At 71.5% G+C, this 12801-nt stretch carries 10 protein-coding genes; 7 read left to right on the top strand and 3 right to left on the bottom strand.

The genetic code is table 11. The features are described 5' to 3' along the window. The 5 genes from ACWCO3_RS22080 to ACWCO3_RS22060 all read left to right on the top strand — a co-directional run. A partial coding sequence (locus ACWCO3_RS22080; RefSeq protein ID WP_450011757.1) for a glycoside hydrolase family 15 protein occupies positions 1-1165 on the top strand: 1165 nt, incomplete at its 5' end. A gap of 158 nt (positions 1166-1323) precedes the next feature. Beyond that, positions 1324-1473 (top strand): hypothetical protein, encoded by a 150-nt coding sequence (locus tag ACWCO3_RS22075; RefSeq protein WP_165947858.1) that lies wholly within the window; start codon positions 1324-1326, stop codon positions 1471-1473. Positions 1474-1490: 17 nt separating this feature from the next. Further along, complete coding sequence (locus ACWCO3_RS22070; protein WP_450011759.1) at positions 1491-2921, top strand: class I SAM-dependent methyltransferase; 1431 nt, start codon at positions 1491-1493, stop codon at positions 2919-2921. Further along, the gene (locus ACWCO3_RS22065; RefSeq protein ID WP_450011755.1) at positions 2914-4947 is read left to right on the top strand and encodes a sulfatase-like hydrolase/transferase; all 2034 of its coding nucleotides are present in this window, start codon (positions 2914-2916) and stop codon (positions 4945-4947) included. The genes ACWCO3_RS22070 and ACWCO3_RS22065 overlap by 8 nt, the downstream gene beginning before the upstream one ends. A gap of 208 nt (positions 4948-5155) precedes the next feature. Then, positions 5156-6439 carry a citrate synthase gene (locus tag ACWCO3_RS22060; protein WP_145782519.1) on the top strand — a complete coding sequence of 428 codons (1284 nt, stop codon included), beginning with the start codon at positions 5156-5158 and terminating at the stop codon, positions 6437-6439. Positions 6440-6663: 224 nt separating this feature from the next. On the opposite strand, the gene ACWCO3_RS22055 is transcribed toward ACWCO3_RS22060, so the two are convergent. The 3 genes from ACWCO3_RS22055 to ACWCO3_RS22045 all read right to left on the bottom strand — a co-directional run bounded on the left by ACWCO3_RS22055 (position 6664) and on the right by ACWCO3_RS22045 (position 9264). Continuing rightward, complete coding sequence (locus ACWCO3_RS22055; protein WP_450011753.1) at positions 6664-7308, bottom strand: maleylpyruvate isomerase N-terminal domain-containing protein; 645 nt, start codon at positions 7306-7308, stop codon at positions 6664-6666. A gap of 246 nt (positions 7309-7554) precedes the next feature. Then, entirely contained in the window at positions 7555-7734 is a 180-nt protein-coding gene (locus tag ACWCO3_RS22050; RefSeq protein ID WP_357932699.1) for a hypothetical protein, read from the bottom strand. Between the two features lie 84 nt (positions 7735-7818). Beyond that, positions 7819-9264 (bottom strand): glycosyltransferase family 4 protein, encoded by a 1446-nt coding sequence (locus ACWCO3_RS22045; RefSeq protein ID WP_450011750.1) that lies wholly within the window; start codon positions 9262-9264, stop codon positions 7819-7821. Between the two features lie 291 nt (positions 9265-9555). Between ACWCO3_RS22045 and glgX the strand changes: the two genes are divergently transcribed. Both glgX and ACWCO3_RS22035 read left to right on the top strand, forming a co-directional pair. Then, on the top strand, positions 9556-11673 hold the full coding sequence (gene glgX, locus ACWCO3_RS22040; RefSeq protein ID WP_450011748.1) for a glycogen debranching protein GlgX: 2118 nt from the start codon (positions 9556-9558) through the stop codon (positions 11671-11673). A gap of 1 nt (position 11674) precedes the next feature. After that, positions 11675-12801: alpha-amylase family glycosyl hydrolase (locus ACWCO3_RS22035; protein WP_450011746.1), on the top strand; the 1127-nt coding region annotated here is incomplete at its 3' end.

The following is a 12801-nucleotide window of genomic DNA, read 5'->3' as shown; positions in this document are numbered from 1 at the left end:
GGACTACACCGGCCACGGCAGCGACCAGGTGCGGCACAGCGCCACCGTCCTGCGGGGGCTGTCCTTCGACGAGACCGGGGCGTTGCTCGCCGCGCCCACCGCCGCGCTACCCGAGGAGATCGGCGGGGTCCGCAACTGGGACTACCGCTTCACCTGGCACCGCGACGCCGCGCTGCTGCTGCTCGCCCTCTTCCGGCTGGGCCACGCCGAGGAGGGCCGTCGCTACCTGCGCTTCCTGCTGACGACCTGCGCCGGTGCCGGCGCCGACCTGCCCCCGCTCGTCGGGATCCACGGGGCGACCGGCGAGGAGAGGGTCCTCGACCACCTCGACGGCTACGCCGGCTCCCGCCCGGTGCGCGTCGGCAACGAGGCCGCCCACCAGGTGCAGTTCGACACGTACGGGCACGTGCTCGACGCCGCGCTGTCGTACCAGCAGCTCACCGGCGAGTTGACAGGTGCGCAGTGGCGGGTGCTGCGCCGGCACGTCGACACGATGGCCGCCCGGTGGCGGGAACCCGACCACGGCATCTGGGAGATCCGGGGACCGCGCCGGCACTACGTCAACTCGAAGGTGATGGCCTGGGTCTGCCTCGACCGGGGCATCCGCCTCGCCGACCTGCTCGGCGACGGCGACGCGCCCGTCGACAGGTGGCGCACCAACCGCGACGCCGTCCACGCCGAGGTGATCGCGCGCGGTTACGACACCGGCATCGACAGCTTCGTGCTGGCGTACGACTCGACGCAGCTCGACGCCTCGCTGCTGCGGATACCGCTGGTCGGGTTCCTCCCCGGGGACGACCCGCGGGTGGTCGCCACCATCGACCGCGTCCGGCGGGACCTCGCCGTCGCACCGGCGCTGATCCGGCGGTACGCGATCGACGACGGCCTGCCCGGTGAGGAGGGCGCGTTCCTGCTCTGCTCCTTCGAGCTGGTCTCCGCGTTGGTGCTGGCGGGGCGGCGCGACGAGGCGGGGGAGCTGTTCGACCGACTGTGCGGGTACGCCGGGCCCCTCGGCCTGTACGCCGAGCAGGTCGACGCCGCCGGCACCGCGCTGGGCAACTACCCGCAGGCCTTCACCCACCTCGCGTTGATCGAGGCGGCCCTGAACCTCGACGGTGCCGGCGACCGCGACGCCCTGCACGCGTGGGCGGACCGGAGCGTGTGAGTCACATCCTGTGGCGAGGCTGAGAGTCCGCCAATGTGCCCGCGACGCGGATGGCGATCGGCGTACGGTGAGGGACAAGTCCGGCTTTCTGGGTCAAAAGCCTCACCGCTGCATGCTCGGGACGCCGGTGTCGAGACGGCGAGCGCAAGGAGCGATCGGTGGAACATCTGGCCTACCTGGACGCGGGATCCGGCAGCCTGATCGTGCAGGCGGTCGTCGGCGGGGTGGCCGGCGCAGCGGTCGCCGCGAAGCTCTACTGGCGACGCCTGGTCGACCGGTTCCGCCGGCAACCCACCGACCAGCGGTGAGCCGGCCGACCCCGACGATGGCGATCTCACCCACCGAGGTACGGCCCGAGCCGGCCTCCTTCCGCGACCCGGCCAACCGGGTGTTCCACGTCGGCGACGAGGTGCTGCGCGGGCTGGACCCCCAGGCCGCCGAGCACTGGCGGGCGCTCAACGGCAGCACGTTCTTCCCGGCGCTCGTCGCCGCGCGCAAGGTCTGCGCCACCGAGGACGCCCCGCCGACACTGGTACCCGCCGCGACCGGCAGCCCGTGGGCCGCCGTGCTGCGCCACGAGCGCATCCCGTTCGTCTCCCACCCGTACGAGTGGTCGTTCAGCATGCTGCGCGACGCCGCGCTGCTGCACCTGGAGATCCTGCGCGCCGCGCTCGGCGAGGGCTTCACCACCAAGGACGGCTCGGCGTACAACCTGCAGTGGCGCGGCACCGACCCGGTCTTCATCGACATCGGCTCCTTCGAACCGGTCCGCGACGGCGAACCGTGGGCCGGCTACCGGCAGTTCTGCCAGACCGTGCTCTACCCACTGATGCTCACCGCCCACCTGGGCGTCGACTTCCAGCCGTGGCTGCGCGCCCGCGTCGACGGCATCGAGGCCGACGAGCTGCGACCACTCTTCGGCGGGACCCGCCGACTGCGCCCCGGCGTGCTGACCCACCTGCACCTGCACGGGGCCATGCAGCACCGCAACGCCGCCGCCAGCACCACCGAGGTACGCGACCAACTGCGGGCCGCCGGCTTCTCCCGGGAGTTGCTGCTGGCCACCGTACGCGGCATTGAGAGGCTGGTCGGCAAGCTGGACCACCGCCCGGCCGGCAGCCACTGGTCGGACTACCAGGTCACCTGCGGCTACTCGGCCCGCGACCGGGTGGCGAAGGAGCAGTTCGTGGTCACCTCGGTGGCCGCGGGCTCCCGTTCCCGCCTGGTGCTCGACCTCGGCGCCAACGACGGCCGGTACTCCCGGTTGGCGGCCGGGCACGCCGACTACGTGGTCGCCGTCGAGCAGGACCCGGCAGTGGTCGACGAGCTGTACCGCAAGCTGCGCTCCGAGGGGCAGCGCCGGATCCTGCCACTGGTGCTGGACCTCGCCGACCCGTCACCGGGCGGCGGCTGGCGGGGCGTCGAACGGGCCGGCTTCGCCGACCGGGCGTCCGCGGACGTGGTGCTCGCCCTGGCCGTCGTGCACCACCTGGCGATCGGGCGCAACGTACCGCTGCCGGAGGTCGTCGACTGGCTGGCCGGGCTGACCGCGCCGGGCGGCACCGTGGTGGTCGAGTTCGTCCACCCCGAGGACCCGATGGCCACCCGGCTGTTGGCCAACAAACCCGCGGGCCTCTTCCCGGACTACCGGCGCGACACCTTCGAGACGCTGCTCGCCGCCCGGGGCCGGATCACCGAGCGGCTGGAACTGCCCTCGGGCACCCGCACGCTCTACCGAACGGTGATCGGTGGCTGAACCGCCCGTCGCCACCCCGTCGCCTGCAGTCCTGCGGTGGGACCGGGGCTGGCGCGGTGAGCTGGGCCGGCTGCTGGAGGTGACCGCGCTGGTCGGGCTGGTGGTCACCCAACCACTGCTGGACGTGCTCGGCCGCAGCCCCGACTTCTTCCTGTTTCACCGCGCCGACCCGGCGCAGATCCTGCTGCTGGTCGCCCTGGTGGCGGTGCTGCCCACGACCGGGGTGGCGCTGTTCGGCACGCTCAGCCGACTGGCCGGCCGGACCGTCCGCGCCGTCACCCACACCGGGCTCGTCGGGCTGCTGATCGCCGCCCTCGCCGTGCAGGTGGGCCGAAACATGACGCCGCTTCGGGGCGTACCGCTGCTGGTGGTGGCCCTGCTGGTCGGAGCCGGGGGCGCCGTCGCACACCGGCGGTGGCGGGCGCCGCGCCTGGTCCTGCGTCTCGCCGCCGCCGGGCCGGTCGCCTTCGTGGCGCTGTTCCTGTTCGTCTCGCCCACCTCCGCGGTGGTCCTGCCGCGCGGCGACGGCGGCGCGGCCGGTACCGCGCAGGGCGGGGGCGTGCACCCGCCGGTGGTGATGCTGATCCTCGACGAGCTGCCACTGGTCAGCCTGCTCGGCACCGACGGGACGATCGACGCGACGCGGTTCCCGCACTTCGCGGAGCTGGCCGGCGCGTCCACCTGGTACCGCAACGCGACAGGCGTCAGCGGGTGGACGCCCAACGCGCTGCCCGCGATGCTCACCGGCCGCTACCCGGCGAGGCCGGTCGCCCCGCACTACTCGCAGTACCCGGACAACATCTTCACCGCCTTCGGCGGCCTCTACGACATCAAGGCCGAGGAGAGCATCACCCGCCTCTGCCCGCCCAGCCGGTGCGAGCAACCGGTCACCCCGGAGCAGGGGCTCGGCGTGCTGGTCCGGGAGACCGGCACGCTCCTCGGCCGGATCGCCGGGCCCACGGAGAGCGCCGTCGACCCGGAGGACTCCTACCGGGAGCAGACCCGCGTCGAGGCCGGCCTGGACGCCGCCGAGCCGGTGCCGGCCGACCCGAAGTTCCGCTGGGACAGCCTGGACGACAACCAGCCGGCCCGGTTCACCAGCTTCCTGGCCGGGCTGAAGCCGACGCCCCGGCCCACACTGCACTTCCTGCACCTGCTGATGCCGCACTCGCCGTGGGCGTACCTGCCGTCCGGGGCCCGCTACGACGCCCCCGAGGACCTGCCCAACGACGGCGCCGGCTGGGTCGACCTGGCCCGGCAACGCCACCTCGCCCAGCTCGGCTACACCGACCGGCTGATCGGCGAAACCCTGCGGACGCTGCGCGCCAGCGGCCTCTACGACCAGTCCCTGCTCGTGGTGACCGCCGACCATGGCGTCAGCTTCCGCCCTGGCGCTCAGGGCCGGGGCATGGACGCGATCAAGGCCGCCGCCGGCGAGGTCGCCTGGGTGCCGATGTTCGTCAAGGAACCCCGGCAACAGACCGGCCGGGTGGACGACCGTAACTGGGAGCACGTCGACCTGCTGCCGACCGTCGCCGACGAGGCCAACATCCGGTTGCCCTGGCGCGTCGACGGCCGCTCCGCCCGGCAGGCCCCGCGTACCGACGGCACCAAACACTTCTACGACCGCCCCGGCGAACCGACCACCTTCCCCGGTGGCGTGCCCAGCCCGCCACCGCTGCCGACCCCGCACCCCCTGGTCGGCACGCAAGTGCGCGCCGGCCCGGCCGCCGGCAACGCCCGGGTGGCCGACCTGGCCGCGTTCACCGCCATGGACCCGGACACCGGAACCCTCCCGGCGCTCGTCTGGGGCGACGTCCCGGACCAGATCCCGGACGGCACGCTGTTGGCCGTGGCCGTCAACGGCCGGATCGGGGCCGTCGTCCCGGCGGTGCCCGCCGACCCCGGCGGCCGCCGGTTCGCCGCACTGCTCACCGACGACACGCTGTTCCGCGCCGGCACCAACCAGCTCGACGTCCTCCAGGTCGCGCCGGACGGTACGCTGCGACGCCTCGCCCTGTCGTGACCTGGCAGTCGGGTCGGTGCGGCCGGTGTCCCGGCTGGGTTTCGGCCGGCTCCCGGCTGGCGGGATGCCGGGTTTCCCGGCGGCCCGGTCGGGAATCGGGTGACGCATGCCTCACCGCAGAACCACGGCGGGCGTTGTCCACCGAGCCGCAATTACGGTAGAAGCGAAGGCAATTCAACGTAGATCTGCCGGCGAAGCGAGGAACCACATGACGGAAGTCAAGCTCGATCACCCCGGTGGGCAGCTGTCGATGCCGGTACATCCCGCGGTCGAGGGCCCCGCTGGTATCGGGGTGAGCAAGCTGCTGAAGGAAACCGGGATGACCACGTACGACCCCGGTTTCGTCAACACCGCGGCTGCCTCATCCGCGATCACCTACATCGACGGCGACGCGGGGATCCTGCGTTACCGGGGATACCCGATCGAGCAGTTGGCCGAGAAGTCCTCCTTCCTGGAGGTCTCGTACCTGCTCATCTACGGTGAGCTGCCGACCGAGCAGCAGCTGACCGAGTTCACGGAGTGGATTCGGCGGCACTCGCTGCTGCACGAGGAGATGCGTCGCTTCTTCGACGGCTTCCCCCGGGACGCCCACCCGATGGCGGTGCTGTCGTCCGCGGTGAGCGCCCTGTCCACCTTCTACCAGGACAGCCTGGACCCGTTCGACTCCGAGCACGTGGAGATCTCCACGGTCCGGCTGATGGCGAAGGTCCCCACCATCGCCTCGTACGCGTACAAGAAGTCCATCGGGCAGCCCCTGCTCTACCCGGACAACTCCCTCGGGTACGTGGACAACCTCCTGCGGATGACGTTCGGCGTGCCGGCGGAGCCGTACGAGGTCGACCCGGTGATGTCGAAGGTGCTGGACATGCTCTTCGTCCTGCACGCCGACCACGAGCAGAACTGCTCCACGTCGACCGTCCGCCTGGTCGGTTCCAGCAACGCCAACCTGTTCGCCTCGGTCTCGGCCGGCGTGAACGCCCTGTTCGGTCCGCTGCACGGCGGCGCGAACCAGGCGGTGCTGGAGATGCTCCAGCAGATCCACGCCGGCGACGACGACGTCCGGTCCTTCGTCCGCAAGGTCAAGGACAAGGAGGACGGCGTCAAGCTGATGGGCTTCGGCCACCGGGTCTACAAGAACTACGACCCGCGCGCGGCGATCGTCAAGAAGGCCGCGCAGGACGTGCTGGGCCGCATGGCCAAGCCGGACCCGCTGCTGGACATCGCCATGGAGCTGGAGGAGATCGCGCTCGCCGACGACTTCTTCGTCTCCCGGCGGCTCTACCCGAACGTGGACTTCTACACCGGCCTGATCTACAAGGCCATGGGCTTCCCGACCAAGATGTTCACGGTCCTCTTCGCGCTCGGCCGGCTCCCCGGCTGGATCGCCCAGTGGCGCGAGATGATCAGCGACCCGGAGACCAAGATCGGCCGTCCGCGGCAGGTCTACGTCGGTGCCGCCGAACGGGACTACGTCCCCTTCAACGAGCGCTGACCTCCATCGCTCTTGGCTCCACCGCTCGTCGTACCACCGCAGGCCGTCGACCCGCTCGGGTCGGCGGCCTGTCGCCTTCCGTGGGTCGGCGCGTGGCGGCCCCGGCCCGGTCAGACAGGCTTGATCGACTCGGGTTCCTGGAAGTCGGGGCATCGGCGGCGCTGGGATACCGCGCCTTAACAGAAACCGAGTCGATCAAGCGCGACTCCCGACACCGGCGGGTGTCAGAAGGCGGAAATGTCCTGTGCCCGCTCGCTGCGGCTCAACGCGCTGATCAGCGCGGACTGGCCCCGGCGGCGAACGGCCAGCCGTACCAGCAGGTCGCGGACGGGCTCGAAGACCTCCGCCGGGAACTCCGGCGTGGGTACGTCGATGCTCACCGCGAGGTCGTCGGAGTGGACCACGACCTCCAACTGGCGGGTCAGCAGGAAGTCACCGCGCCGCAGGGCCCAGCCCTGCCACGGAATCGGTACGACGTCCAGAGCCCCGCCGCGCGCCAGTAGGTTTCCCGCTGCCTCCAGTGCGGCGGCGGAACGGGCGTGCAGGTCGGCGGGGCCTCGGGCCGCGTCGGATTCGTCGTTGCTCGCGGCGACCGAGGCTTCGTCCGGGGTCCCCTCGCTGACCCAGGCGGCCCGCTCGTAGTGGTTGTCGGCCGACTCCAACACCGGCAGGTCGCTCGGCGTCGGCAGCAGCTCCGCCACCCGAATCGCCTGACGTCCCAGGTGGCACGCCAAGCCGCCGATGGACAGGTGTGGCAGCACACTCGGGCGCGACCACTGCTCCGACACCTCGGGGCGGCGAATCAGGTCCAGAGCGATCGAAGCGGCAACCGGGAACGCGGAATCCAGGGCGTCGACAGGGCGAGACATTCGCACATTCTGGCAGCCCCGCCAGGTCCCCGCCGCGCGGCAGGACGCGGCGGTCACCGGGCGTTGGGGTCACGGACCAGGGCGGTGGACCGGGGTCGTGGACCGGGGCGGTGGACCGAGGCCGGCCCGGCAGGCCCGAATCGGGGCCGTGCGTCGGCACCCGGGCCGGGGCCAGCCCGGGGGTCATGGACCGGGTGGGCCTTGATCGTCTCCATGTCGCCGATGTGGCGGCATCCCGGCGCGGCGTTACTGCCACTTCGGCGATATGGAGTCGATCGAGCGCGGCGCCGGGGCGTGCGGGTCGAGCGTGGCATCGGGGGCGCGGGCCGAGCGCGACCGGGCGTCGGTGTGCGTCACGCTCGGCGGCCGGGCGCGCGTGATCGTCTCGGGTTGCAGGAAGTCGGGGTGTCCCAGACGCAAGGACACCCCGACTTCAAGGAACGCGAGTTGATCAAGGGGCCAGCGCGACCCCGAGGTCAGCGCGACCCCGAGGTCAGCGCGACCCGCGGATCAGCGCAGGCCGGCGGCGGCCAGCAGGTTGCCTTCGGGGAGCGCCGGTAGCGCACGGCCCTGGGACATCCGCCGCTCGGCGCGTTCGGCCGTGAACGCGGCGTCGGAGTGGATGGCGGCGGCGTAGCTGGCGGCGGTGCGTTGGGCGATCGCGGACCAGCCGTACTGGTCGTGGACCATCCGGCGGGCACGGCGGGCCATGACGCGGGACCGGTCGGGGTCGGACAGGAGCGCGTCGATGGCGTCGGCCAGCCCGTCCGGGTCGTGCGGGCGGAAGGTCATTCCGGTGACGCCCGGCTCGACGATCTCGGCGAGGCCGCCGGTGGCGGCGACGGCGAGGGGAGCGCCGGCGGCGGCGCCTTCCAGGGCCACCATGCCGAACGGCTCGTAGATGCTCGGCACGGCGAAGCAGTCGGACGCGGCCATCAGCGCCGGCAGGTCGGTGCCGCCGAGGAAGCCGGGCATGGTGACCATGCCGCCCAGACCGCGACGGTGCACCTCGGCCTCCAGTTCGGCGCGGTACGGGCCGTCGCCGGCGATCACGGCACGCAGCCCGGGGTGGCGTTCGCGCAGTTGGGGGAGCACGGCGATCAGGTGTTGCACGCCCTTCTCGTACACGAGGCGGCCGGCGAAGGTGACCAGCGGGCCGTCTCCGGCGAACCGGGCCCGGGCGGCGGCCACCGCGCGCGAGGGCACCCGCCAGCGGTGCGGCTCGACGCCGTTGGCGACCACGTCGACCCGTCCGGCCGGTACGCCGAACAGCGCGTTCACCTCGTCACGCATGTACCCGGAGCAGACGATCACCCGGTTGGACTCGCTGCTGAGCCACTGCTCGACACCGTGGATGGTGCGGTTCATCTCCTCCGGCAGCCAGCCCTGGTGCCGGCCGGCCTCGGTGGCGTGGATGGTGCTGACCAGCGGGATGTCCAGGTGGTCGCGCAACGTCATCGCGGTGTGCGCGACGAGCCAGTCGTGGGCGTGGATGACGTCGTACGAACCGGCCTGGGTGGCGCGCAGGGCGGTGCGGGTGAGGGTGTGGTTGAAGGCCATCGTCCACGCGAGCAGGGAGTCGGTGGCGAGGGGGAAGGTCACCGGGTCCTCGGGGGCGCGCAGGATGCGCACGCCGTCGGCGTACTCCTCAAGGGGTGCGCCCTCGGAGTGGCGGGTGACGACGGTGACCTCGTGGCCGGCGGCGGCCAGGGCCACCGACAGGGCGTGTACGTGTCGGCCGAGGCCGCCGACGAGCACCGGCGGGTACTCCCAGGACAGCATGAGGATGCGGCGGGTCTGCGGGGGCACCCCGGGGCCGGGCCGCGCCGGCACGACCGCGCCGGGCTGCGCGGCCGGAGCAGGCGATGTCGAAAGCTGGGGCCGGGAGGTCACGGTGGGCCGGTGGGTTCGGTCCTTGGTGGCAGCGAGCTGCTCGTCGACCCGCAGGGTCGTCACATCAATCTCCGTCCATGCATGGTGGTACGCGCCGGCGTCAGTGGCGGCGGAGTGAGTGGTGAAAGGGGGTGGCCGAGGGCCCAGGGCGTGCGCGCGGGCGCTTGTCCCCGAACAAGGAAAGTCCATCTGGCCCAAGAACGCACCTCGAAAACGGCCATCGTGACGGAGGACACCTGAGGGTTTAACGCGCATCAGACAGGTGGTTTCCGGGCACTGCCTGAAAGGATGGATTGGTGCGCCCGGGGGCAGGGCAATACCCGCGCGCACATCACCATGGGTTGAAGGAGCGACATGCAGGTCTGGCCGGGCGAGCGGTACCCCCTGGGCGCTACCTACGACGGGATGGGCACCAACTTCGCCATCTTCTCCGAGGTGGCCGAGCGGATCGAGCTGTGCCTCTTCGACGAGTGGGACACCGGCGCGGAGCGCCGTGTGGAGCTGCGCGAGGTGGACGCGTACGTGTGGCACGCGTACCTGCCGGGCATCGAGCCGGGGCAGCGCTACGGCTACCGGGTGCACGGCCCGTACGACCCGGCGAACGGGTTGCGCTGCAACCCGCACAAGCTGCTGATCGACCCGTACGCGAAGGCCATCGACGGTGACATCCAGTGGGACCCGGCGGTCTACGACTACGACATGAACGAGCCGGAGCGGATGAACACCACCGACTCGGCGCCGTTCATGCCGAAGTCGGTGGTGGTGAACCCGTACTTCGACTGGGGCAACGACAAGCCGCCCCGCACGCCTTATCACCACTCGGTGATCTACGAGGCCCACGTGCGCGGGTTGACGATGCGGCACCCGGACATCCCGGAGGAGCTGCGTGGCACGTACGCGGGCATCGCCTCCCCGCCGATGATCGACTATCTGACCCGGCTCGGGGTGACGGCGATCGAGCTGATGCCGGTGCACCAGTTCGTGCACGACCACCGGCTCAACGATCTGGGGCTGCGCAACTACTGGGGCTACAACACGATCGGCTTCTTCGCCCCGCACCACGGCTACTCCGCGCTTGGCCGGACCGGTCAGCAGGTGCAGGAGTTCCGGGGCATGGTCAAGGCGCTGCACGCGGCCGGCATCGAGGTCATCCTCGACGTGGTCTACAACCACACCGCCGAGGGCAACCACCTCGGGCCGACGTTGAGCTTCAAGGGCGTGGACGCCCCGAGCTACTACCGGCTCAGCGAAGAGGATCGGCGCTACTTCGTCGACTACACGGGCACCGGCAACAGCCTCAACGTGCGTAGCCCGCACTCCCTGCAACTGATCATGGATTCGTTGCGGTACTGGGTGACCGAGATGCACGTCGACGGTTTCCGGTTCGACCTGGCGGCGACCCTGGCCCGGGAGTTCTACGAGGTGGACCGGCTGTCCACGTTCTTCGAGGTGGTGCAGCAGGACCCGGTGGTCAGCCGGGTGAAGCTGATCGCCGAGCCGTGGGACGTCGGCCCGGGCGGCTACCAGGTGGGCAACTTCCCGCCGCTGTGGACGGAGTGGAACGGAAAATACCGGGACACCGTGCGGGACTTCTGGCGCGGTGAACCGGCCACCCTTGCCGAGTTCGCGTCGCGGATCTCCGGCTCGGCCGACCTCTACCAGGACGACGGCCGCCGTCCGTTCCACAGCATCAACTTCGTCACCGTCCACGACGGGTTCACCCTCAACGACCTGGTGTCGTACAACGACAAGCACAACGAGGCCAACGGCGAGGACAACCGGGACGGCGAGAGCCACAACCGCTCCTGGAACTGCGGCGTCGAGGGCGACACCGACGACGAGGCGATCCTCGCCCTGCGGGCCAAGCAGCGGCGCAACTTCCTGGCCACCCTGATGCTGTCGCAGGGTGTGCCGATGATCGGCCACGGCGACGAGCTGGGTCGCACCCAGCGGGGCAACAACAACGTCTACTGCCAGGACAGCGAGCTGGCGTGGATCGACTGGGACAACGTCGACGAGCAACTGTTGGAGTTCGTCCGGACACTCACCGACTTCCGCAAGCGGCACCAGGTGTTCCGCCGCCGCCGGTTCTTCACCGGCCTGCCGGTCGGCGGGCGCGGCACCGACGAGCCGCTGCCCGACCTGGCCTGGCACACTCCGGACGGGCGGGAGATGACCGGCGAGGACTGGGGCAACGACTTCGGCCGTTCGGTGGCCCTGTTCGTCAACGGCGAGGGCATCCGCGAACGCGGCCAGTACGGCCAGAAGCACCACGACGCCTCGTTCCTGCTCTGCTTCAACGCCCACGACGCGCCGTTGGACTTCACGCTGCCCGGCAGCGAGTACGGCCAGAAGTGGGAACGGGTGATCAGCACGGCCGACCCCGAGCCCGACGACGCCACGGTGATCAGCGCGGGCGGCACCATCCGGGTGCCGGACCGCTCCCTCGTCGTGCTGGAGAGGACGATCTGACATGCCGGCCACCCCTCCTAAGGCCACCTACCGCATCCAGGTCCGCCCCGGCTTCGACCTGGACGCCACCGCCGCGATCGTCGACTACCTGGACGACCTCGGCGTCAGCCACCTCTACACCGCCCCGCTGCTGACCGCCACGCCCGGCTCCCAGCACGGCTACGACGTGGTCGACCACCGGGCGGTCAACCCGGAGCTGGGCGGGGAGGCCGCCCGGCAGCGGCTGCTGCGCGCCCTGCGGGACAAGCAGCTCGGCCTGGTCGTCGACATCGTGCCCAACCACGCCGGGATCGCCGTCCCGGTGACCAACCCGGCCTGGTGGGACGTGCTGCGCCGGGGGCGCGACTCGTCGTACGCCGACTGGTTCGACATCGACTGGGACCGGGGCCGGCTGCTGCTCCCGGTCCTGGCCGACGACCCGGCCGCCCTGAACGACCTCAAGCTTGTCGACGGCGAGCTGCGCTACCACGAGCACCGCTTCCCGGTGGCCGACGGCACCGGCGACGGCGACGCCCGCGCGGTGCACGACCGGCAGCACTACGAGCTGGTGTCGTGGCGTCGCGGTGACGCCGAGCTGACGTACCGCCGGTTCTTCGCCATCACGACCCTGGCCGGTCTGCGCGTGGAGGACCCGGCGGTGTTCGCCGCCACCCACGAGCTGATCCTGCGCTGGGCCGCCGACGGGGAGGTCGACGGCATCCGCGTCGACCACCCGGACGGCCTGCGCGACCCGGCCGGCTACCTGGCCCGGTTGCGGGAGGCCGCGCCGGACGCCTGGCTCGTGGTGGAGAAGATCCTGGAGTACGGCGAGGAACTGCCGGACTGGCCGGTGGACGGCACCACCGGCTACGACGCCCTGGCCATGGTCGGTGGGCTCTTCATCGACATCGACGCCGAGGGCGACTTCACAGTCCTGGACACCCACCTCAACGGCCGGCAGACCTCCTGGGAGGACCTGACCCACTCCACCAAGATGGCCGCCGCCACCCAGTTGCTCGCCGCCGAGCTGACCCGGTTGGCCGCCCTCGCCCCCGAGGTGCCCACCGAGCAGGCCCGCGCGGCGCTCGCCGAGCTGGCCGCCGCGTTCGACGTCTACCGGGGCTACCCGCCCGAGGGCGCCCGGCACCT

This window comes from Micromonospora sp. NPDC002411 (assembly GCF_053592955.1).
This window is presented reverse-complemented; position numbering and strand designations above follow the sequence as displayed.